Annotated in this window: 18 protein-coding genes; 9 read left to right on the forward strand and 9 right to left on the reverse strand. The window is 63.4% G+C overall.

The genetic code is table 11. From position 1 onward, the window contains the following. Window positions 1-8: 8 nt before the first annotated feature. Both INT40_RS07585 and INT40_RS07590 read right to left on the reverse strand, forming a co-directional pair. Window positions 9-941: an NAD-dependent epimerase/dehydratase family protein gene (locus INT40_RS07585; RefSeq protein WP_193095844.1), complete on the reverse strand. Its 933-nt coding sequence runs from the start codon at window positions 939-941 to the stop codon at window positions 9-11. A gap of 77 nt (window positions 942-1018) precedes the next feature. After that, window positions 1019-1798, reverse strand: coding sequence for an enoyl-CoA hydratase (locus INT40_RS07590; protein WP_193095845.1), 780 nt, complete (start codon window positions 1796-1798; stop codon window positions 1019-1021). Between the two features lie 158 nt (window positions 1799-1956). Between INT40_RS07590 and INT40_RS07595 the strand changes: the two genes are divergently transcribed. Together INT40_RS07595 and clpB are read left to right on the forward strand one after the other, a co-directional pair. Further along, window positions 1957-3534 carry a Na+/H+ antiporter gene (locus tag INT40_RS07595; protein ID WP_101571710.1) on the forward strand — a complete coding sequence of 526 codons (1578 nt, stop codon included), beginning with the start codon at window positions 1957-1959 and terminating at the stop codon, window positions 3532-3534. 167 nt (window positions 3535-3701) lie between these two features. Continuing rightward, a complete protein-coding gene (clpB, locus tag INT40_RS07600; RefSeq protein ID WP_193095846.1) occupies window positions 3702-6302 on the forward strand; it encodes an ATP-dependent chaperone ClpB in 2601 nt (866 codons plus the stop codon). A gap of 394 nt (window positions 6303-6696) precedes the next feature. On the opposite strand, the gene INT40_RS07605 is transcribed toward clpB, so the two are convergent. The 3 genes from INT40_RS07605 to INT40_RS07615 all read right to left on the reverse strand — a co-directional run bounded on the left by INT40_RS07605 (window position 6697) and on the right by INT40_RS07615 (window position 10148). Beyond that, a complete protein-coding gene (locus tag INT40_RS07605; RefSeq protein WP_319021960.1) occupies window positions 6697-7962 on the reverse strand; it encodes an HTTM domain-containing protein in 1266 nt (421 codons plus the stop codon). After that, window positions 7952-8743, reverse strand: coding sequence for a DUF5819 family protein (locus tag INT40_RS07610; RefSeq protein WP_193071543.1), 792 nt, complete (start codon window positions 8741-8743; stop codon window positions 7952-7954). Before INT40_RS07610 ends, INT40_RS07605 begins: the two co-directional genes overlap by 11 nt. 229 nt (window positions 8744-8972) lie before the next feature. After that, window positions 8973-10148 carry a CaiB/BaiF CoA transferase family protein gene (locus INT40_RS07615; protein ID WP_101571486.1) on the reverse strand — a complete coding sequence of 392 codons (1176 nt, stop codon included), beginning with the start codon at window positions 10146-10148 and terminating at the stop codon, window positions 8973-8975. A 182-nt stretch (window positions 10149-10330) separates the two neighbouring features. On the opposite strand from INT40_RS07615, the gene INT40_RS07620 reads away from it, so the two are divergent. Continuing rightward, window positions 10331-11353, forward strand: coding sequence for an agmatine/peptidylarginine deiminase (locus INT40_RS07620; RefSeq protein WP_226830937.1), 1023 nt, complete (start codon window positions 10331-10333; stop codon window positions 11351-11353). A 182-nt stretch (window positions 11354-11535) separates the two neighbouring features. Continuing rightward, a complete protein-coding gene (locus INT40_RS07625; protein WP_193095848.1) occupies window positions 11536-11940 on the forward strand; it encodes a YtxH domain-containing protein in 405 nt (134 codons plus the stop codon). A 171-nt stretch (window positions 11941-12111) separates the two neighbouring features. Here the strand turns inward: INT40_RS07625 and cls are convergent, their stop codons facing one another. Then, window positions 12112-13608: a cardiolipin synthase gene (gene cls / locus INT40_RS07630; RefSeq protein ID WP_101571492.1), complete on the reverse strand. Its 1497-nt coding sequence runs from the start codon at window positions 13606-13608 to the stop codon at window positions 12112-12114. Window positions 13609-13861: 253 nt separating this feature from the next. On the opposite strand from cls, the gene INT40_RS07635 reads away from it, so the two are divergent. Further along, complete coding sequence (locus INT40_RS07635; protein ID WP_193095849.1) at window positions 13862-14560, forward strand: NUDIX hydrolase; 699 nt, start codon at window positions 13862-13864, stop codon at window positions 14558-14560. A 65-nt stretch (window positions 14561-14625) separates the two neighbouring features. On the opposite strand, the gene INT40_RS07640 is transcribed toward INT40_RS07635, so the two are convergent. Both INT40_RS07640 and INT40_RS07645 read right to left on the reverse strand, forming a co-directional pair. Continuing rightward, a complete protein-coding gene (locus INT40_RS07640) occupies window positions 14626-15483 on the reverse strand; it encodes an enoyl-CoA hydratase-related protein (RefSeq protein ID WP_193095850.1) in 858 nt (285 codons plus the stop codon). A gap of 32 nt (window positions 15484-15515) precedes the next feature. Beyond that, window positions 15516-16775 (reverse strand): MFS transporter, encoded by a 1260-nt coding sequence (locus tag INT40_RS07645; protein WP_193095851.1) that lies wholly within the window; start codon window positions 16773-16775, stop codon window positions 15516-15518. A 159-nt stretch (window positions 16776-16934) separates the two neighbouring features. Between INT40_RS07645 and INT40_RS07650 the strand changes: the two genes are divergently transcribed. From INT40_RS07650 to INT40_RS07660, 3 genes are all read left to right on the forward strand, one after another. After that, a complete protein-coding gene (locus INT40_RS07650; RefSeq protein WP_101571498.1) occupies window positions 16935-17357 on the forward strand; it encodes a TM2 domain-containing protein in 423 nt (140 codons plus the stop codon). Window positions 17358-17432: 75 nt separating this feature from the next. Continuing rightward, window positions 17433-19016 (forward strand): FMN-binding glutamate synthase family protein, encoded by a 1584-nt coding sequence (locus tag INT40_RS07655; RefSeq protein ID WP_193095852.1) that lies wholly within the window; start codon window positions 17433-17435, stop codon window positions 19014-19016. A gap of 95 nt (window positions 19017-19111) precedes the next feature. Next, window positions 19112-19681, forward strand: a complete 570-nt coding sequence (locus INT40_RS07660) for a dienelactone hydrolase family protein (RefSeq protein WP_101571502.1) — start codon at window positions 19112-19114, stop codon at window positions 19679-19681. A gap of 11 nt (window positions 19682-19692) precedes the next feature. Here the strand turns inward: INT40_RS07660 and INT40_RS07665 are convergent, their stop codons facing one another. Beyond that, entirely contained in the window at window positions 19693-20496 is an 804-nt protein-coding gene (locus INT40_RS07665) for a 3-oxoacyl-ACP reductase (RefSeq protein ID WP_219618859.1), read from the reverse strand. 167 nt (window positions 20497-20663) lie between these two features. Here INT40_RS07665 and INT40_RS07670 point away from each other — a divergent pair, with 167 nt between their 5' ends. Beyond that, the gene (locus INT40_RS07670) at window positions 20664-21749 is read left to right on the forward strand and encodes a hypothetical protein (RefSeq protein WP_101571504.1); all 1086 of its coding nucleotides are present in this window, start codon (window positions 20664-20666) and stop codon (window positions 21747-21749) included. Window positions 21750-21786 lie beyond the last annotated feature (37 nt).

Here is a 21786-nt window from a genome sequence, read left to right on the forward strand (position 1 = left end):
CTGTGCGGCTATTGGAATCGTGAGGGCAGGAGGAACTGTGTCGTGGAGATTCCGAGCACTCGCTGCTGACGAGTCAGGTTGTACGTGCGATCGTACTGGAGGTACTCGACGAGGAAGAGCTCCGCGCGGTTGCCCCGTTTGAAGAACGTCTTGATCTTCAGTCCCAGCTTCGCGGTGAACAGCGCTTTGTCCTTCGCGATCGCCTCGATGACGACGGGCTCGTACTCCATGCGCGCGAAATGAGTGGAGACGGCGTCCTTGAGCTTGTACGGGGTCGGGTCGCCGATGTTGAACGGGCCCGAGGCCGACGGCACGTCGACGCAGGCGATCGCCGCGCGCACCAGGTTGTCGATGTGGGTCAGGGTGATCTTCTGCCTGCCGCCGCCGGGAAGTCGCAGGACTCCCTTCTTCGCCACTCGGCTCAGATACGGCATGAGCATCGTCTCGCCGTGGCCATAGACCGCGGCGGGGCGAAGGATGGCAGCGTCGGGACGGATCCGTGTCACGAGCTGCTCTGCCAGGGCATGCGTCTTGGAATAGGCGTCGTGGAAGTCGTTGGGGTCCTTGGGGCCGGCTTCTTCCCACAGATCCGTATGAGGCGTGTTCGTGGAGTAGACGGTCGTCGAGGAGATGTGCACGATGCGCGCCTTCGCGAATGCGTCGAGCACGTTCCTGGTCCCGGTGACCTTGACCTTGTACAGCTCATCGTCGTCGGCACTGACTTCGGCGATGCCCGCGCAGTGGAAGACCGCTGTGGTCTTCGCCGCCAGTGATTTCACCGCCTCGGACGCAGGTTCGGTGAGGTCCCAGGCCTGGAAGTTCACACCCGGGATCTCCGGGTCGCGTCGCCCCAGCGCATAGACCGTCTCATCCCTGGTCGCCAGGGCACGGGCGATGGCGCCACCGATGAAGCCGCTGGCTCCGGTCACGATTACCGCCACGTCTGATCCTCCATCATCGTCTGACCCGTCTCATCCGGTGGTTCCGAACAAGTCCACAGTCATAGGAAATCACACTGTCAGTTCCGATGCTGCCACTGAGGCTCTCTTCTGCTGAGAAAAGCGTCGATCCCCTCCTGCGCATCGGCTGCGACGGCGTTGCGCGCCATCACCTCTGACATGTGCGCATAGGCGTCAGCCACAGGCAGATCACGCTGTTCATAGAACGCTGCTTTGCCTACTGCCACTGTAGCCGACGAGGCGGACGCGACTTTCCGTGCCAGTTCTACGGTCGCTGCCTCCAACTCGTCATCGGCGACCACATCGGAGACCAGACCGTGCGTCAGGGCATCGGCGGCGTTGAGGAAGTCTCCGGTCAGCAGCATCCGCATCGCCGTCTTCGCCGGCACCGCACGAGTCAGAGCCACCATGGGCGTGGAGCAGAACAGACCGATCTTCACACCCGGTGTCGCGAACCGAGCCGACTGCGCCGCCACCGCCAGGTCGCAGCTGGCGACAAGCTGGCACCCTGCCGCCGTCGCCACGCCTTGGACCTGGGCAATAACCGGCTGCGGGATCGACTGAATGAGCTGCATCAGCTGTGAACAGACGGCGAAGGTCTCCTGCTGCACTTCCAGCTTCGCCCCGCTGATCTCCTTGAGATCATGGCCGGAGCTGAAGACGTGTCCTGCGGTGGCCAGGATGACTGCACGGATATCGGTGCGCCGCCCCACCTCGGCGAGGGTGTCGATGAGCTCATTCATCACCGAACGCGACAGCGCGTTCCGAGTCTCCGGTTCGTTGATCACAATCGTCGCGACCGCGTCGTCGGAGAGTGAGAATACAATTGAGTCAGACATAACAGCATTCTGCCAAAATATCGTTGGTCCGGCGCGGAAACCTGAGAGGGATTTCTTTCGAAGTCCTTGCAAGGCGCCCCTCGAGCAGACGATGTTCTCTGACATCGATGCCAATGCTGCGGTGCGCGGCACATGCCACCCAGACCGAGGAGACGGCCATGACGACCCTGCTGATGATCATCGGATTCGGCGCCGCGACCAGCGTGGTCGTTGGCCTGGGACAGAAGCTGCGTCTCCCCTGGCCTGCACTTATGGTCGTCATCGGCATCGCCGGCGCCTTCATCCCCACATTCGCCGACATCACCATCGAACCCGAACTCATCTTGCCCCTGTTCCTGCCGCCCCTCCTGTTCGCGGCCGCACAGAAGACCTCCTGGGCTCTCTTCGCCATCCGCTGGCGCACGATCCTGGGCATGGCCGTCGCGCTCGTCGGGGTCACGGTGGCGGCCGTGGCCGGGACCGCTGTCCTCCTGATCCCCGGAATCACCATCGCCGCCGCGGTGGCACTGGGAGCCATGCTCGCTCCACCCGACCCTGTCGCCGTCGATGCGGTCGCTGGAACCGTGTCGATACCTCGGCGGATCATGTCTACGCTGCAAAGCGAGGGACTGTTCAACGATGCGGCCTCCCTGGTGATCTTCCAGACCGCGATGGCCGCGGCCATGTCCGGCACCGAGGTGAACTTCGGACATCTGGTTCTGTCCTTCCTGCTTTCCGCTGTCGTCGCCATCACCGTCGGCCTCGTCGTCGTGTTCATCGTGTGGTGGGTGATGGAGAAGATCGACCACACGATCGCCCGGTCCTCGCTGATGCTGATGCTGCCCTTCGGGGTCTACCTCATCGCCGAACACCTCCACGCCAGCGGCGTCATCGCCGTCGTCGTGGCTGCGCTCGAGGTGCGCCGGCGCGATGTCGAAGGCAACTCTGCCGAACGCGTCACCCAGGCATCGACGTGGCAGGTCCTCGAGATGCTCATCACCGGCATCGCCTTCGGCCTCATCGGCCTCGACCTGCGCATGGTCGTCGAATCCGAACATGCCGACCTAGGCCGGGCCGTTCTCGTCGGTCTGGGCATCGCGGTCATCGTCATCGCAGTGCGATTCGGCTGGCTGCTCATCGGGACCGTCCTGGAGAACAAGAGCAGAGAAGACGATCCGGATGCGGCGCCGTTGAACATCAGGGATGCCACGTTGATGACCTGGGGTGGGATGCGCGGATTGGCCACGATCGCACTGGCCCTGTCGATTCCGGCGACCACCGCAGCCGGCGAACCGTTCCCCGGCCGTTCCTACATCCTCGTCGCGGCAGCCTTGATCCTGCTGGTCACCTTGGTGCTGGCGGGGCTCACCTTCCCCACTATCGTCAACGTCCTCGGCATCGACGATGAGGCGGAGAAGGAACGCCAAGCCACGAAGGACATCGCGGCGCGGGCGTACAAGGCGGCCCTCCACCAGATCAAGAACGACGACTCCCTGCCCGATGAGGTCGCCGAACCATTGCGAGCCAGGTTCAAGGTCCTGTATGCCCAGCTGCTGGGAACCTCAGATGATCAGGCGAGTTCTGAACAGGCGACGACGCTGCGGGAGCACCGGGAGGTCATGGCGAAGGTGCAGACCAAGGCACTGCAGTCCGCCCGCACGGAAGTGCTCAAGGCCCGACGCGAACGCGGTACCGATCCGGAGATCGCCGACAGGGTGCTGCGCCGATTCGATCTCCAGTCCGTGTTGCTGCGGTGACGCGGGCGCTACGGGTCAGCATCGCGATGTGCGTGCCGTGAGACGCGTGCTGAGGTGACGTCGATTCTCTGAATATTCTAAAGTTGAGTGGAATAGACTCAACTTTGTTGGTGTTGAACTCTTCGAGAGCAATTACTGTTCACGGAACACTTGTGAAGGAGATGCGCATGGACGCACAGATGACAACCAAATCACGCGAGACACTGCAGTCAGCGATCAACGACGTCGTGGCCAGGCGGAACAATCAGGTCGAACCTGCCCACTTGGTCGCAGCACTGCTGGATCAGCCGGACTCGCTGGCCTCGAACCTGGTGACGAAGGTCGGTGCCGATCCGCGGACCGTCCTGACCGCGGTCCGCAAGACTATCGACGACCTTCCCACAGTCAGCGGGCAGACCGTCGCCCAGCCGGGACTCTCCCGCTCCGGCCTCGAGATGATGAACCTCGCGCAGGAGGAGATGACGAGCCTCGGCGATCAGTTCGTCTCGACCGAGCACCTGCTGCTCGCGGCTGCCGCAGGCAAGGACGGCGCAGGTGAGGCGCTGCGTCACAGCGGTGCCGATCGTGATGCCCTGCTGGCGGCACTGCCCGAACTGCGCGGCGGTAAGAAGGTCACCTCGGAGAATCCCGAGGACACGATGCAGTCCCTGGAGAAGTTCGGCGTCGACCTCACCGCCACGGCCCGGGAGGCCAAACTCGACCCGGTCATCGGACGCGACAAGGAGATCCGACGGGTCATCCAGGTCCTGTCGCGCCGGACGAAGAACAACCCGGTCCTCATCGGCGAACCCGGCGTCGGCAAAACGTCCGTTGTCGAAGGACTGGCCCAGCGGATCGTGGCCGGCGACGTGCCCGAGTCACTGCGCAACAAGACCGTGATCAGCCTGGACCTGTCAGCCATGGTCGCCGGTGCGAAGTACCGCGGCGAATTCGAAGAGCGGTTCAAGGCCGTCCTCGAGGAGGTCAAGAACGCCGATGGCCAGATCATCACGTTCATCGATGAGCTCCACACAGTCGTCGGTGCCGGCGCCACCGGAGACTCCGCCATGGATGCGGGCAATATGCTCAAACCGATGCTCGCCCGCGGTGAACTCCGCCTCGTCGGTGCCACCACCCTCGATGAGTACCGCGAGAACATCGAGAAGGACCCGGCCCTGGAACGCAGATTCCAGCAGGTCTACGTGGGCGAACCCAGTGTCGAGGACACGGTCGCGATCCTGCGCGGACTCAAGGAACGCTACGAGGCCCACCACAAGGTCTCGATCAACGACGGCGCCCTGATCGCAGCCGCCGCGATGTCCAATCGCTACATCACAGGCCGCCAGCTGCCGGACAAGGCCATCGACCTCGTCGACGAAGCCGCGTCCCGCCTGCGCATGGAGATCGACTCGGCACCGGTCGAGATCGATGAGCTCCGTCGCGCCGTGGACCGGTTGAAGATGGAGGACATGGCCCTGTCGAAGGAAACGGACACGGCGTCGATCGAGCGCCTCAGCGCCCTGCGTGCAGATCTGGCCGATCGGGAAGAGGAGCTGCACGGGCTCGAGGCCACCTGGGAATCCCAGCGTGCCGGCCTCAACCGGGTCGGTGAGCTCAAGACGAAGCTCGACGAGCTGCGTTCGCAGGCGGACAAGGCTCAGCGCGACACCGACCTGGAGACCGCCTCACGTCTTCTCTACGGCGAGATCCCTGCCGTGCAGAAGGAAATCGACCTCGCCGAGGCCGAGGAGGCCAATGCGGAGACCGAGACCGATCCGATGGTCAGCGACCGGGTCTCGAGCAACGACATCGCCGAGGTCGTCTCCTCCTGGACGGGCATCCCGGCGGGACGCCTGATGCAGGGTGAGATCGAGAAGCTGCTGGGCGCCGAGGATGTGCTGGGCAAACGTCTGATCGGCCAGAAGAGTGCTGTGGGCGCGGTCTCCGATGCGATCCGTCGCTCGCGTGCCGGCATCGCCGACCCGGACCGTCCAACAGGGTCGTTCCTGTTCCTGGGCCCCACCGGCGTGGGCAAAACGGAGCTCGCGAAGTCCCTCGCGGACTTCCTCTTCGACGATGAGAAGGCCCTGATCCGCATCGATATGAGCGAGTACGGCGAGAAGCACACAGTCTCGCGACTCGTCGGTGCCCCTCCAGGCTATGTCGGCTACGACGAGGGTGGCCAGCTCACCGAGGCTGTGCGCCGTCGCCCGTACTCCGTCGTCCTCCTCGACGAGGTGGAGAAGGCACACCCGAGTGTCTTCGACATCCTGCTCCAGGTCCTCGACGATGGTCGACTCACCGATGGTCAGGGGCGCACGGTCGACTTCCGGAACACGATCCTCATCCTGACCTCGAACCTGGGGTCACAGTTCCTCGTCGACAAGTCACTGAGCACCCAGGAGCAGAAGGACGCGGTGCTGGGAATCGTGCATTCGACGTTCAAGCCCGAGTTCCTCAACCGCCTCGATGACATCGTGCTCTTCGACGCACTGAGCACCGAGGAGCTGTCCTCGATCGTCGACCTGCAGATCCAACGGCTGGCGTCTCGCCTGACCGAACGGCGCATCACGCTGGAGGTCACCGATTCCGCCGAGGACTGGCTCGCTCTCGAGGGCTACGATCCCGCCTTCGGTGCCAGGCCGCTGCGCAGGCTGGTCCAGCGCGAGATCGGGGACAAATTGGCCCGCGCACTGCTTTCCGGAGATGTGCAGGACGGCGATGACATCGTCATCGGCCTGCCCGAGGACCCGGAGACCACCGGTCTGGAGCTGCGCCCGAAGCGGTGATACTCCGCGGGGTGCTGTGAGGCGCCCGTAGCGTTGGTGCCCTCTGACAGCGTTCAAACTACAGAAACGCATCAGTTCGCGGAACAGTACACGGGTTGCAACCTGTGTACTGTTCCGCAGACTGAAGCAGACGGGATGCACTCCGCGAGCAGTTAGGGCGCCATCGATGCGCTGGGCGCGTGGGGTGCAACGCCGGGTCGCGGCGTTGTGACGGCGCGGATCGGTCGTGTGCGCAGCCGAAGCGGGGTGTGCAGGCACCTCGCAACAGTCGAAGTCAGGCTGAGTTGGTTGCAAACCAGCTCAGCCTGACTTCGACAGTTGATATTCCGACTTCGCTCACGAACAGTGGGTGCTCACGAACAGTGGGTGCTACGACCGAGCGGCGTGTACGCGGTCAGCTCGAGGACTTCACCTTCGCGCGTTCCATGCCCTCGGTCGTCGACGTCCACCAGCGGCTCACGAGTCTGTGGACCTTTTCGAAGCTGCGATCACGGATGAAGATGGCGTCGACGGCGATCATCGTCAGCGAGAACCAGGGCAGCCCCATCAACAAGGCGATTCCCAGGTGGAAGGAGAGGATACCCACCAGCCCCACGATTCGCGTGTACCTGTTGAACAGCATGAATGGGAACGCGCACTGGAACAGAACCGAGCCCCAGGAGATGGCCACAACCATCGGCCCCCAGGCGGTCATGAGATCCGAGAGCACAGGCCAGGTTCCGAACTGCTGGGTGTGCAACGGGTTGTACACCGCGAATCCGTGCTGCCAAGCAGCGCCGCCGGCCTTGTACAGACCACCCGACATGTAGATCGCGCAGACCTGGAAGGCCAGCACGACGATCGCCAAGTTGTTGGCCATGATGAGGACCCAGCGGAAGCTGCCGCCATCGGTCTCGGGGAACTTCAGGTTCTGCTTCTTCTTGCGCCTGGCATCCAGTGACCACCGGCGGGTGGTGTCTGCGAAGAGCATGGCGATCATGAACATGCGATACGCATTGTCGCCCTGATCGCCGGCCCCGTCGTTGAGCTCGATGTAGCTGACCCACAGGACAAGATAGAACGGCAGAACGATGCGAGTCCGCCAGCCGAGAATGATGACGACGGCGAGTATGGCCAGACCGAGGATCATGGCGGTGAACAGCGGCGGATTCGTCACTGCACGGTGGAAGAGTGAGAACAGCCAGATGTTCGGGAAGTCGCTCTTGGGTTCAGCGATCTCGCCGTTCCAGGCGCTGCCCACGCCGAAGGCATAGTGCCGGGCGTTGAAGTTCGTCAGCAGAAGCCCGAGTCCGGTGAAGCCGATGAGGATACGGGTCACCGCGAGGCCGTAGGTCGCGTGAAAGCGACCGGTGAGCATCTCCTCTAGCCAATCCCAGCCCTGAGAGATCTTGCCCAGTACGCGGGAAGTGACTGGAATACGTTCGTTCGAGTCCGCCCGCGAATGGGAATCCACTCCCGAAGAGGAAGTCGCACCCGAATGGGAATCTGTCGCCGAATGGGAATCGGCCGCCGAATCAGAGGCCGCCGAATCAGAGGTCGCCGAATCAGAGGTCGCCCCCGACTCAGAGCTCAGCTTCTTCTTGGACACGGCCTTCTCCGAGGTTGTTTCGTCCACGTCGATCTCTTCACCTTTGACCCGAGTGTTCCTGTCACTGCTCACCTGCGCACCTCACTTTGTCGGAGGCACAGAAGTACTTCGCGAACTCCTCATCGGACTGGTGTGGTTCGGTCACCAGTGCTCGCCACCCGACCGGCACCGGCTGGATCTTCGGCCGTTTCGCGTCGCCGTTGTTGCGCTGCGCAAACGGCACAACATTCTGTCGGGCCGCTTGGTACTGGACGCGCTGGACGTCCTCACCCCAGATCGCCTTGGCCACCTGCGTCGCATAGGCCGTAGCCAGGTGCTCGCTCTTCAGGTATCCGGTGACGGCGTTATCGGGATCGTCGTACTCTCCCAACTTCGACGTCAGGCGGTCAACGGAGTCAGAGCCCTTGAAGTAATCGAGCTTGACGATCGCCTTCTGGTCGTTGGGAAGGTCCTCCCACGACCCCTTGATGTCAGAGGCGACCCCGACACCCAGCCCGGCCGAGCGGGGTGGGAACAGCTTGTAGGTCGAATGGTCGAGTTCGACGTCGGTGGCGCGCACCCAATCCGTGACCTCTTCACCACCGTCAGGAGTCTTCACGACCGCGCGAACATCGAAGTAGTAGTCACCGTTGATCGGCTCGGGAGCGAAGACGCTCCACGACTGGCCCCACAGTGGGATCATGTACTCGGAGAGAAGGTTCCCCGGAATCACCTCCCGCGCCGTCGACGACGGAGCGATCCAAAGGAAGCTTGCGAGCAGGTGAAACGCGGTCAGCAGCATGGCCACAACCATCAGCACGCGTTTGACGACCGGCCGCTTGACGGCATTCGTCTCAGTCTTGTCTGTGTCCATCTCAGTCCTGGAATCTGGTGCGCCACTACGCGAAATCCGCCGTGACCAGAAATGGACTGCTCAGGATCTCCCCAGTGACTAGGGTGCATTCATACAGACTCTAGGGTACGTCAGTGAATCCGGAAGTTCAGCCCGGACACCACTGGACATAGCTCGGAACACGACTCAGAACATGACCGAAGGCATGACTGCCGACATGACTGAGCCCATGACGGTGAAATGACTGCTCTCAGCGTCGGATGCGCAGCCAGTCCTTGACCGCTTCGGTGCTCTCCCCCAACTGCGGTGGTGCCAGATCGTAGCTGGGAGGCGTCTCAGACATGCGGATCGGGTTGGCCACCGTCGGGATCACACGATCCCCGGCCCCCGCCTCGGCGACGGGCTCGAGTCCCATCGAGGCGGCCAGGTCGACGCCCTGGGCGATTGTGTTGATCGGGGCGCACGGCAGGCCGGCTGCGGACAGGATGTCGAACCATTCCTGGTTCGTCTTCTGGCTCAATGCCTCGATGAGTTCGGGCTCGAGTTCGGCGCGGTTCTCGTTGCGGTCTGAGAAGTTCGCGAAGCGTTCATCCTCGGCCCATTCGGGATGGCCCAGCTCACCGGCCAGCGACCGGAACTGGTTGTCGTTGCCGACGGCGATGATGATCTGGCCCTCGGCCGTGGGCATCGGCTGGTAGGGGTAGAGGCTCGGATGGGCGTTGCCCATGGCCTGCGGAACGACGCCGCCGGCCACATACGCCGAGGTCTGGTTCGCCAGCCCCGACAGCGCCGAGGACAAGAGGTTCGTCTCCACCAGCTGGCCCTCGCCGGTGTCCTTGCGGTGGGCCAGCGCCGCGAGGATTCCGACCGTCGTGTGCAGACCGGTGAACACGTCGACGACGGCCACACCGGCCTTCACCGGGCCCGATTCCTGCGATCCGGTGACGCTCATGAAACCGGACAGTCCCTGGATGAGCAGATCGTAGCCGGGTTGCGGGTTGTCGCGCCCGAATCCGGTCACCGAGGCATAGATGATGCTCGGGTTCTCGCTCTTGACGGTGTCATAGTCGAGCCCGTACTTCGCCAGTCCCCCGGCCTTGAAGTTCTCCACCAGGATGTCGGCTCGCCGCGCCAGCTCCTGTGCCAGGCCCAGCTCCTCCTCGTCCTTGAAATCGAGGACCACGGACTGCTTGTTCCGATTCGCCGTGAGGAAATACGTCGCATCATCGCCTCGCCGAGGTGGCGCCCAGTGCCGTGTATCGTCACCGGCCCTGCCCTCGACCTTGATGACCGTGGCACCGAGGTCGGCAAGCATCATCGTCGCGTAGGGCCCTGCCAGCACACGTGAGAAGTCGGCGACGACCACTCCCGCGAGCGGACCGGTCCCAGTCCGACCGAACAATTCCTGCAGATCCTGCTGTTCCACGTGTTGCCTCCCATGGCGCGTCAAAGCCCTCATTTCCAGGCGCTCTGTCCTCCACGCCAGACTATACGGGCTCATCTTTCACCGCCCGGGGTGGTGCGGAATCCGTTGACCTCCAAGCGCAGAACCTCGCTACACTCGGGACAAACCAGTCAGACTCGAAGGGATGAACGATGACGTTTCACATGCCCGCGGAAACAGCTGCCCACGATCGCATCTGGATGGCGTTCCCGTCCTCCGGCTACGCCTTAGGCGACACCGAGGAAGAGGCCGAGGCGGCCCGCCGCACCTGGGCCGCAGTGGCACGTGCCACCAGCGAGTTCACCCCGGTGACGGTCGTCGTCTCGACGTCGCAGACAGACAATGCCCGCCACCACCTCGGCGAGGGGATCACTCATCCGATCACCGTCGTCAATGCCGAACTCGACGACGCCTGGATGCGCGATATCGGTCCGAGCTTCGTCGTCGACGACGACGGAGCGCTGCACGCAGTGGATTGGGTCTTCAACGGCTGGGGCGCTCAGGAGTGGGCGACGTGGGATCACGATCAGCACATCGGCCGCTACGTTGCGAACCAGGCCGGAGTCCCGATCATCGATTCCCAACTGCGCAACGAAGGCGGCGGAATCCACGTCGACGGGCAGGGCACCGTGCTGGCCACGCGCAGCGTGCAGTTGGATCCGGGACGCAACCCCGACCTGACCGAGGCCGATGTGGAAGCCGAATTCGCCCGCACGATCGGGGCCAAGAAGGTCATCTGGCTCGAGCACGGCCTCCACCGCGACAATCAGACCTTCGGCACCCGCGGTCACGTCGACATCGTCGCAGCCATGCCCAGCCCCGGGGTCGTCCTCATCCACGATCAGCGCAATCCCGAACACCCGGACTTCGAATTCTCTCAGGCGCTCAAGACCCAGTTCACCGCGGAGACCACTGCCGAGGGACAGCCCTTCGAGATCGTGGCGATTCCCGCTCCTGAGGTGCTGCGCGATGATGAGGGCTGGGTCGACTATTCCTACGTCAACCACCTCGTCACCAATAACGGGGTCATCGCCTGCACCTTCGACGACCCGATGGACGCCGAGGCGGTGTCCGTGCTTGAGAAGGTGTACCCGGGACGCAAGGTCGTCGGCGTCGATGCGCGCGAACTCTATGCCCGGGGAGGCGGAATCCACTGCATCACGCAGCAGCAGCCGACGGTGAGCTGAGCGCCGAAAAACTGTATCCACTCCACAAATCTGAGACGATATTCTTTCACTCCGGAACCATCTGCAGTATAAGGTGGAGAACCAGGGCACAATACCGAGGCAATCGACCGACGCTCAACGTTGGTCTGAGCACTCGACAGTGTCGAATGCAGTCACGGCAAGCTGAAAAGGAGAGCAGGAAGATGAAGAAGCGTTTGATTCTCCTGGCTGGTCTGGGAGTCGGTTACGTACTCGGATCACGCACCGGGCGTCAGAGCTACGAAAAGCTCAAGGCCCAGGCCCAGGATCTCTGGACCGATCCGCGAGTGCAGGACACCGTCGAAAAGGCCAACCAGTCGATTCGCGACAAGTCGCCAGCCGTCGCCGATGCTGTCCAGACCGCAGCCGACAAGGTCAACTCCGCAGCAGGATCCGGTTCAACCGGCACCGGAGCCGCCGGAACCGGCGCAAGCGCTGCAGGCAATAAGTCCGCCGGCACATCAGGCAGCAAGTCCGCTGGTGGCCCAGAGGTCAAGGACGATGTCATCGCTGATCCCATGCGCGACATCGACGACGAAGGCCCATCCGGGCTCTCCGAAGACGCCTGAATATCTTTATCTGAGACCCTCGCACCGAGGCTCTCGCCTACGCAGATAGGCGGCTGACCCGCTCGGCGACTGTCCTGCAGCCGCCGGCGGTAGGCGACAACGTTCCCGCACACTGGATCAGTGTGCGGGAACGTTGTCATGTCCGGCGCAGTCCATCACGCGATCACGAACTCACAGCAGCGAGCTCGTGAGCCTGGCGACGTTCTCTACATACTTGTTCAGCAGCGGTCGATCGTTCCACTCGTCTGCGTCGAGCTCGACGGAGTTCGGAGTATATTTCTCCGCTTCGAGGTCATACATGCGCTGGGTGAATTCCTTGTCGACGATGAACATGGTGACCTCCATGTTCATTGCGAACGAGCGCTCATCCATGTTCGAAGACCCGATGATCGAGACTTCATCGTCGATGAGAAGGAACTTCGAATGCAGGACGGTAGGTGCGTGATACAAGAAGATCCGGACTCCGGCCCGCACCAGATCGGCGTAATAGGACTGCTGGGCCCGCTGCGTGACCCAATGATCGCTTGTCTCTCCCACATACAGGCGCACGTCGACTCCGGACCGGGCCTCGGTCGTGAGCGCATGCATGAGCGATTCGTCGGGCACGAAGTACGGTGAGCAGACGACGACGCTGCGGTTCGCGTTGTAGATGAGGTGGTTGAACAGGCGCAGATTGTTCTCATCTTCGAATCCTGGCCCCGAGGGCACCACCTGCGCCTGGATGCCACCGTTCTGCGGAGCCTGAAGTTCTCCTTCGGACGATTCTTCGAAGAACTCTCCAGTCTCCGAATACCAGTCCGTGATGAAGACAGCATCGAGTTCATCGACGACTGGGCCGGTGCATTTCAGCGATAGGTCCATCCATTGGAAGCCCTTCCGCCGGTTGCGTCGCTTATTATAGGACCGGTCGATGATGTTCTGGGAGCCGGTGAAGGCGACGGATCCGTCGACGACGAGGATCTTCCGGTGGTTGCGCAGATCGGGCCGCTGGTACTCGCCCTTCCAGGGGCGGATCGGCAGGGCTCGACGCCATGCCACTCCGGAGGAGTTGAGCCTTTTGACCAGCTCCGAGTAGCCCGGATATCCCAGTGAGCCCAGATGGTCGATGAGGATTCGGACCTCCACCCCGCGCTCATGCGCGGCCAGCAGCGATTCGAGGAGCCGCCTCGTCGTGTCATCGATGGCGACGATGTAGAACTCGAAGTGGACGAATCTCGTGGCCGCGTCGATCTCATCGGCCATCGCCTCCATGCACGCGTGGTTGTCGGTCTGGAGCTCGAAGGAGTTGCCATGCGTCATCGGCAGAGCACCCAGATCGTAGTTCAGCTGTGCCGCTGTGCTCAGAGGCTCGGGCATGTGGGCGAAGTCGCCGATGATCGCCTGGTCATCGGTCTGATCACGGAAGATGTCGTTGACAAGCAGCTGTTTGTCCCGCCGCCGCTTCGGCAGCTTGGCGGAGCCGAGCAGCAGGAAAGCGAGAATTCCGAGGTAGGGGAGGAGGAAGATCGCGAGCAGCCAGCCGAGGGCGACAGAAGGTCTGCGGTTGTGCGGAATCCAGCCCAGAGCGACGATGCGGATGATCATATCGACAGTCAGGAGCGTGAATATCAGCCAGTTGGGCCACGCCTGGTCGATCGTGAAGAAAGGATAGATCTCCAGTCCGCTCATTTCCGCACTCTTCCGGTCTGCGGGCTCTCGACGCCCGGTGCCGTGCGCCGATTCTTAAACTCCAGCGCTCAAGTCGACCTGAGAAATTCGCCGTCGTTCTGCTCTGGTTCCATCGTATCCTGCCGCATGTTCGCTCAGCTGATCGCCCCGGCACCTCCCCGACCGGGCCCTACCGCACCCCGCCTCCGCCCGGTGCAGTCCTCAGCGTCATAATGGGAGGTGACGACCAGACACAGAAGCGAGGGTGCTGACAGTGATTCGAGATATCTCCCCCGAGGGGTCCGACCGTTCGGACCTCGCCGACTCCTCCAGCCGCGGCCCCGATGTGCCCGATCCGAGCGCGGTGCCGATCAAGCCCGCCGTGAGCGTGCTCATGATCCGCGATGGCAGCACCGGACTCGAGGTCTTCGTCCAGCATCGCGTGTCGACGATGGACTTCGCCGCCGGTGTCGTCGTCTTCCCCGGCGGTCGCGTCGATCCCATCGATGAGCAGACCGCAGCATCCATCGAGGTCCCCGACCCGCAGAGTCATCAGGCGGCGTGGAAGGATTCCACCATCGCCGAGGTGAGCGATGGGTGGCGCGTCCTGCTGGCCACCGCCGTGCGTGAGGTCGAAGAGGAGACCGGAGCCGTGCTCGATCCCTCCGGGCTGAAGCCGTGGGCGAACTGGGTCACCCCGGTCGGACGGCCGAAACGCTTCGACACCTACTTCTACGTGCTCGCAGGCCGCGTCCTTGAGTCAGCCCATCATCAGACCACCGAGGCACATTCGAGCGAATGGATGTCGGTGCGCGAACTCCTCACCGCCGAGGCCGAGGAACGTCTCAAACTGATGCGTCCGACACTTGTGCTCCTGCGCGAACTCGACACCTTCGCCACCGTCGCCGAGGCGGTCGGATCCGACCGGAACATCGACCCGGTCCGCCCGGAGTTCCCCGGCAAACACGGCTGAACTGCAGCCCAACGTCACAGCTGAACCGCTGCCCGCCGGCCCACTGTTCGTCAGCCCGTTGTTCGTCAGCCCTTCGATCGCTTGGCCATGGCGGCCAGACGTTCCTGTACGACCTGGCGCTGTTCGTCGGTGCCGATGAGTGAGGCGAGCGCCTCCTGCTCGGCATCGAGGCCAGTGGCCAGGTCGGCCTCAAAGGAGAGATCGACGAGCTTCTTCGCCCAGACGAGCGCCGAGCGTGATTTTCCGGCGATGTCGGCGGCGAGCGCAAGGGCTCGCTCGACCGGGTCCTCGGCGACTTCTTCGACGAGACCGATCCGCAGGGCTTCCTCGGCTCCGATGGCCTCACCTGTGGCGATGAGCTTCTTCGCCATTCCGGGTCCGACCAGGCGCGGCAGGAGCTGAGTCCCGCACATGTCCGGGATGATCCCCCACTTGATCTCCATCAGCGACAGCTGAACGTCCTTGCCAGCGATGCGGATGTCGGCACCCAGCGCGATCTGCATCCCACCGCCGAGCGCGGGGCCCCTGATCCCCGCGATGACGGGCACCTCGATGAGCGACCACACATGCACGGCCTTCTGCGCCAGCGCCCGAGCCGATCCGAGACGCTCACCGACGTCGACGGCACCGCCGGTCGCTGCTGCAGACCCAGCCCCAGCCTCGGCGGCCGACGTGGTTGCAGTGCCGTCCTCCGCGAGCCTGGACATCTCGGTGAAGTCCAGGCCAGCACTGAACGCCCGCCCGCGGCCGGAGAGCACGACGGCCCTGACCTCAGTCGATTCCCTGAGCGCGAGGCCGACCTCGACGAGGTCTTCGAACACCTCTCTGGTCAGTGAGTTGAGCTTCTCGGCGCGGTCGATCTCCACATGGGCGACGCCCCGGTCGATCGTATAGGTGACGTTCGAATGTGCTGCGTGGGGCATGAAGTCCTCCGGTTCTTAAGCTGAACGAATGATCAGCTGCGTTTCTTGAACCCTATCGAAGCCCCGCTCAACGTCAAGATCAGAACGGCGAACAATGAGGTCATGCACATCACGACCACGCCCGGCCACGCGAAAACGGTGAACAGAACCGCCGACAGCCAGGCGCCCAGGCTGGTGCCCAGATAGTAGACGGTGAGGTAGATGGCCGCCGAGCGAGTCGAGTCGACGCCGGGTCGTGAAGCGCTGGCGGCCGCGGACGCGCCCGTGTGCCCGAGGAAGAAACCGCCGGTGAGCAGGGACATGCCGATGATGATCACGCTCAAGGAGTCCACGAGGGTGAGCCCGGCACCGATGAGCGCCGTGACCATCCCGATCAGCGTCAGCGAGGTGCGCGAGAGTTTCGTGGCCAGTCGGCCGTAATACGTGGTGACGACGGTGCCGACGAGGTAGATGAGGAAGAACAGGGCGACCGCGCCTTCGCTCAGTCGCCAGGGATCCTGCTGCAGCCGGGTGCCGAGCATCGTGAAGGACCCGCCGAAGACGAGCATGCAGAGGAATCCGGTGAGATAGATCCGCCACAGCCCCGATCCCAGTGGAATGATCGCTCGCCGAGGTGGTGATGCGGTGTGCGCATCAGCCGAGGGCTGCGCGGCTGCCGAGGACTTCGGCTCAGCCTCGGCAGCCGCCCGAGCGGCTTCGGACTTCGACGTCGTGAAGAGGTCGTGGCGGAGCAGCCAGACGACGATGAGTCCGAAGAGCAGGGACACTGTTGCGGTGAACGCCAGTCCGCCGTGCCAGCCGAGGATCTCCGCGGCAAGACCGGTCAGCAGCCGCGAGGAGAGTCCACCGATCGTGTTGCCGGCGATGTAGACGCCGATCGCTCCGGGCAGCGCCGCCGCCGGCAGGCGCAGCGACAGATAGGCCATCGCGGTGGCCGGTACCGCAGCGATCGCCACACCTTGGAGGAAGCGGACGGCGATGAGCAGTTCGGGGCTCGGCATGAAGGGCAGAATGAGTGCCAGCAGCGCGGCCAGGACCACGCCGCCGGCGATCTGTCTGGCATGCCCGATACGCGGGGCGAGCATGGAGAACGGGATGAGAAATACCGCCATGGCGACGTTGGTGGCCGAGACCGTGAGACTCGCAGTCGGAGCGTCGATGTCGTAGGCACCGCGGATGGCGGGGAGAAGCCCCTGCGTCTCGTAGAGGACAAGGAAGACCGAGACTCCAGCCAAGAAGACTGCAACGATGGTTCGCCGAGTACTCGTCGCGCTCGGTTCACCTGTGCTCATGGAACCAACGCTATGTCGACATTGGGGAAAACCCCAATGCGCTCACACCCATGGGTTTCCTAGGCTGTACTCAGGTCCCCCACCTGACGCCCATCCCCCGGCTCTCCGCATCGCTTCGATCGCATCACGGAGAGCGGCAAGCACGAGAAAGAGCACACCATGTCCGTGCCATCTCTGGCCCCCGACCTGCCTCCCATCGACTCCTCTGCCCAACGGGACCAACCGGACTGGCGGAACCGACCGGATGCTGAGGCCGAAGCCGCACCGGAGCGCGCCAACCGTTCCTTCCTCGTCACCTGGATCCTGTCACTGGCATTAGGATTCCTCGGCGCCGACCGTTTCTACACGGGACGTTTCGCCACCGGCGGGCTCAAGCTTCTGACCTTGGGCGGGCTGGGCCTGTGGTGGATCGTCGACCTCGTCATCGTCATGGCCGGCGGTCTTCGCTATAACCGTGCTCACCTGCGTGGCTATGAGACCGGAAAGGAAGCCGCGTGGATCACCACCGGGTTCCTCCTCATCGTCGGCTATTCGCTCCAGCTCGATTCGCTGCTCCCGGCACTGCTGGCGCAGCTGTTCTGAAATTTAGCCCACCCTTTCCTGAAATCCCCGCGTTCTCGGTCTAGGCTCGCATCAAGTACCGACCGAGGAGGCTCAATGCAAAATAAGTTCCCCAGGGTTCATCTGGTCACCGGTCACTCGACTGGAAGGAAGATGGCTCGTGCCGCCGCAGCCGTCTCAGCCCTCGGGCTCGGCGCCCTTGCCGCCTGGGACGTGACCCAGAAGAAACATTCGATTCTGCGCAACTATCCAATCGCCGGCCATGCACGGTTCCTATTGGAATCGATCCGTCCCGAGATTCAGCAGTACTTCATCGAACGCAACTGGGACGGCCGCCCGTTCAGCCGCGATACCCGTACGACGATCTACGAACGATCCAAGGGCAAGCACTCCGAGCATGCTTTCGGCACCGAGCACGACGTCAACCGCACGGGCTATGAGGCCCTCATGCATTCCGCGGTTCCGATCACCAACTCTCCGACTCCCCCACGCGTGCGCATCGGCGGTGAGGACTGCACCCAGCCCTATGACATCTCCCTGCTCAACGTCTCGGCCATGAGCTTCGGATCACTGAGCCACAACGCGGTGCGCTCACTCAACAAGGGTGCCGCCATGGGTGGCTTCGCCCATGACACCGGAGAAGGATCCATTTCGCCCTACCACCAGGAATTCGGTGGCGATCTGATCTGGGAGATCGGCACCGGCTACTTCGGCGCCAGGACCCCCGAAGGTACTTTCGATCCGGACATCTTCGCCAAGAAGTCCCAGGATCCACAGGTCAAAATGGTCTCTCTCAAGCTCTCACAGGGCGCGAAGCCCGGCATCGGCGGTGTCCTCCCCGGCACGAAGGTGACCGAAGAGATCGCGGAGATCCGCGGCATCCCCGTCGGCAAGACCTGTATCAGCCCACCGAACCACAGCGTGTTCTCCACACCGATCGAACTCCTGCAGTTCATTGCGAAGATGCGTGAGCTCTCCGGCGGTAAACCTGCCGGCTTCAAGCTCTGTGTGGGCTCGCGCACCGAATTCCTCGCCATCTGCAAGGCGATGGTCGAAAGCGGGATCACCCCCGACTTCATCATCGTCGACGGTTCCGAAGGCGGCACGGGCGCAGCACCCCTGGAGTTCGAGGACCATGTCGGCCTGCCGCTGACGCAGGGCCTGATGATCGTGCACAACGCGCTCATGGGTTCGGGTCTACGCGACCGGATCAAGATCGGCGCATCCGGAAAGATCGCGAGCGGCTCCGACATCGTCAAACGCCTCATCCAGGGCGCGGACTTCACGAATTCCGCCCGCGCCATGATGATGGCCGTCGGCTGCATCCAGGCCCAGGCCTGCCACACGGGCAAATGTCCCGTCGGCGTGGCCACGCAGGATCCTCGCCGGGCACGTGCCATCGATGTGCCCGATAAGTCGACCCGAGTGAAGAACTACCACGAGGGCACCGTCGCCGAGGCTGTGCGCCTGATGGCTTCGATGGGGGCAACGCACCCGGATGAGTTGGAGCCGACCATGCTGCGCCGCAATGTCTCGGCGTCCGAGTCGTGGTCCTATGCCCGACTCTACGACTGGCTCAAGCCCGGCGAACTGCTCAACGGGGCTCCCGATTCGTGGGCCGATGATTGGGCGACGGCACGCGCCGATTCCTTCGCCATTCCACACGGTCACAGCCGCTGAGACACATGAGCCACGGCCGCTGAGGCAGCCGAGCCGCTGCGACGTCTGTCGCGATGCGGCTCGGCTGCATTCAACTGACGAAACAGGAGACAGCCATGACAACCCTCGTTCTGCTCCATTCCGCACTGGGCAAGACTCCCGGTATGGAAGCCATCGCCGGTCGCTACACCGCCGCCGGGCACACCGTCGTCACCCCCGACTTCTACGAGGGACGGACGTTCACCACCGCCGAGGCGGGGGTCGGTCACTCACAGGAGGTCGGGTTCTCGCAGCTCGTCGACCGGGTTGCCGCGGCATGTGCTGATCTGCCGGATGAGATCGTCTTCGCCGGTCTCTCACTCGGGGCCGGCATCGCCCAGCAGATGGGCAAGAACGATTCGCGTGCACGCGGTGCGCTCCTCTTCCACGGCGGCGGCTTCCCCAAGCCGACTCGGTGGCAGGGGAATGTGCCCGTCCAGATCCACTTCTCCGTCGATGATGAGTGGAGAGACTCAGGTGCGCCGCAGACTCTGATGGAGTCGGCCGCGCGAGCGGGAGCACGGGCGGAGTATTTCCTCTACCCCGGCGGGAGCCATCTGTTCAGCGACCCACTGGTCGATGACTACCGTGAGGACAGCGCACAGCTGCTCCTCGACCGCAGTCTGGCGTTCCTCGACCGAGTGTGACCCCAGTCGCCTCAGCCCATCACCAGACCGTTGTCGACGACGAGGTTCTGTCCCGTCACCGCCCGCGAAGCCGGGGATGCGAAGAACACCACCGCCGAGGCGAATTCCTCCGGAGTTGTCACGTGGCCCAGCGGAGTCTGCGCCGCAATCTGGTCGAAGACCTCTTCCGGAGTCGCCGAGGAGGCATCGGTCGTGCGCAGCAGCCCACCGGAGACCATGTTGACTCTGACTCCCGAGGGTCCGAGGTCCTTGGCGAAGGTCCTGGTCAGCGACAGCAGAGCGGCTTTGGCCGCGGTGTAGTCGTGGTAGGGCACGACGGGGTTCTGCACGAGGTTGGACCCGATGTTGATGACGCGTCCCGATCCGATCTCGCGGAATCCACTCATCGCTGCCTGCACGGTGTTGAGCGCGGCCCCGACGGCTCCACGGAACTGGTCGGTGAAATCGGAGAAGTCGATTTCGTCTGCCGGCTGCCGCTCCTCTCCGTTGAAGGAGAAGTCGACGAGAGCATTGTTGACCACCGTCGACACAGGAGCGCCGAATTCGGCGTGCGCGGCGGCGAACAGGGCGTCGACGGCGCGTGAGTCGGTGACATCGGCCTCGATCGCCACTGCACGCCCACCGCGAGCACGGACCGCCTCGGCGAGTTCCTCGGCTGCTTCAGCGGAGTAGCGGTAGTTGATGACGAGCGCTGACTGCTCATGTGCGAAGGCCTTCGCAATCGATGATCCCACCCCGCGTCCGGCACCTGTGACAAGGACGATCTGCTGGTCAAGGGGCATGGCCGCTGTTGTGAATGCCTGGGCGTTGCTCATCGCGATTCTCCTTCGAATGCTGGGCGGACCCCACTGCTTGAGAGCTCGGGTCAGGTCGTGATCTCACCCTACAGTCGCGGCACGACATCTGTGTGAACGTGATTACCGCTCCGTTCCTCCATAGACTGAGCACACGACCATCATTGTCCATCCCCAGGAAGTCCCTCATGAGCGAGCTCGGCGCCAGCATCTCAATCGGAGTCCTCGCGGCACTCGTCGTCCTCATCGTCTACCTCATCGCGTCTCGGATCGGCAGATGGCAGCCGGCTCCGCAGCGTCGACCCCAGGCCGGACAGGCGCCACAGCAGCAGGGCTACGGCCCGGGCGGCTACGGTCAGCCGGGCTATGGCCAGCAGGGCACCGGCCCGGGGGCTCGACCGCGAGGCGGCTCTTACGACCCGTCGACTCGGGCGTACAACCAGTCGACGCAGGCCTATGATCAGCCCAACCGCTTCTACGGCATACCCGAGGACGAGACCCGCGTGCTGCCCGCGACCGGAGCCGACACCGATACGCGTGCCACGAAAGCAGAACTGCGGGACAATATCGGGCAGTCGGGGCAGATGGTCGAAGCGAACCGTCGCGCGGCCACCTCTTCGAACGGTGACACGCTGGCGGTGTTCACCTATATCTTCGGCGCCGCCCTCATCGCCGTCATCGCGTTCGTGTTCTTCAACAATCTGCTCCTTCCCGCCACGGTCGGCGCCCTGGCCGGCGCCATCATCTGCGTGGCGTTGGCGTCGACCTACACGCTGAAGTCCCTCGAATTCTGGCCCGACAATTCGACGATCACGATCATCAACCTCCTCGTGGCCCTGGCCGCCGCTGTCGCCATGTTCATCGGCGCAGAGCGGACCGAACGCGACGGCTTCACTCTGGGCCGCATCACCGATTCCTTCGACGCGCTGCCCTTCAGCGAAGGGTTCACCGGCTTCGCCACTGCCATCGCCGACCGCGTCGTCGACTTCTTCCGCGAATTCGGGTTCATGGGCTTCATCTTCCTGCTCCTCATGGGCATCGGCTGCATCATCGTCTTCACACTGGCGGCGAAGTCCCTCATCGACGTCATGGACTGGCGCATCTTCGTCCAGTTCGGACGCTTCGTCACCGACCGTCCTATGTCCCATTCGCGGGCCGTTCGCTTCCAGTCCTCGAAGGTTTCGCACACGGTGACGTCGATCATCTTGGCCGGGATCGCGGTCCTCTGCGCGACCGGAATGGCCTACGACGGTTTCACCTGGTTCACTCGTTAAGTAACTATTCAGCCTGAGGGATATAAGATAGTCTCCG

The sequence above is a fragment of the Brevibacterium sp. FME17 genome, assembly GCF_014897515.1.
GTDB lineage: Bacteria > Actinomycetota > Actinomycetes > Actinomycetales > Brevibacteriaceae > Brevibacterium.

What these genes read in the sequence shown, in the direction of transcription:
- INT40_RS07620 (WP_226830937.1), top strand. Translation starts at nt 10,331, where the DNA reads ATGCCCGCGGAAACAGCTGCCCACGATCGCATCTGGATGGCGTTCCCG.
- INT40_RS07610 (WP_193071543.1), bottom strand. Translation starts at nt 8,743, where the DNA reads ATGGACACAGACAAGACTGAGACGAATGCCGTCAAGCGGCCGGTCGTC.
- INT40_RS07640 (WP_193095850.1), bottom strand. Translation starts at nt 15,483, where the DNA reads ATGCCCCACGCAGCACATTCGAACGTCACCTATACGATCGACCGGGGC.
- INT40_RS07625 (WP_193095848.1), top strand. Translation starts at nt 11,536, where the DNA reads ATGAAGAAGCGTTTGATTCTCCTGGCTGGTCTGGGAGTCGGTTACGTA.
- INT40_RS07595 (WP_101571710.1), top strand. Translation starts at nt 1,957, where the DNA reads ATGACGACCCTGCTGATGATCATCGGATTCGGCGCCGCGACCAGCGTG.
- INT40_RS07660 (WP_101571502.1), top strand. Translation starts at nt 19,112, where the DNA reads ATGACAACCCTCGTTCTGCTCCATTCCGCACTGGGCAAGACTCCCGGT.
- cls (WP_101571492.1), bottom strand. Translation starts at nt 13,608, where the DNA reads ATGAGCGGACTGGAGATCTATCCTTTCTTCACGATCGACCAGGCGTGG.
- INT40_RS07645 (WP_193095851.1), bottom strand. Translation starts at nt 16,775, where the DNA reads ATGAGCACAGGTGAACCGAGCGCGACGAGTACTCGGCGAACCATCGTT.
- INT40_RS07650 (WP_101571498.1), top strand. Translation starts at nt 16,935, where the DNA reads ATGTCCGTGCCATCTCTGGCCCCCGACCTGCCTCCCATCGACTCCTCT.
- clpB (WP_193095846.1), top strand. Translation starts at nt 3,702, where the DNA reads ATGGACGCACAGATGACAACCAAATCACGCGAGACACTGCAGTCAGCG.
- INT40_RS07665 (WP_219618859.1), bottom strand. Translation starts at nt 20,496, where the DNA reads ATGAGCAACGCCCAGGCATTCACAACAGCGGCCATGCCCCTTGACCAG.
- INT40_RS07655 (WP_193095852.1), top strand. Translation starts at nt 17,433, where the DNA reads ATGCAAAATAAGTTCCCCAGGGTTCATCTGGTCACCGGTCACTCGACT.
- INT40_RS07590 (WP_193095845.1), bottom strand. Translation starts at nt 1,798, where the DNA reads ATGTCTGACTCAATTGTATTCTCACTCTCCGACGACGCGGTCGCGACG.
- INT40_RS07670 (WP_101571504.1), top strand. Translation starts at nt 20,664, where the DNA reads ATGAGCGAGCTCGGCGCCAGCATCTCAATCGGAGTCCTCGCGGCACTC.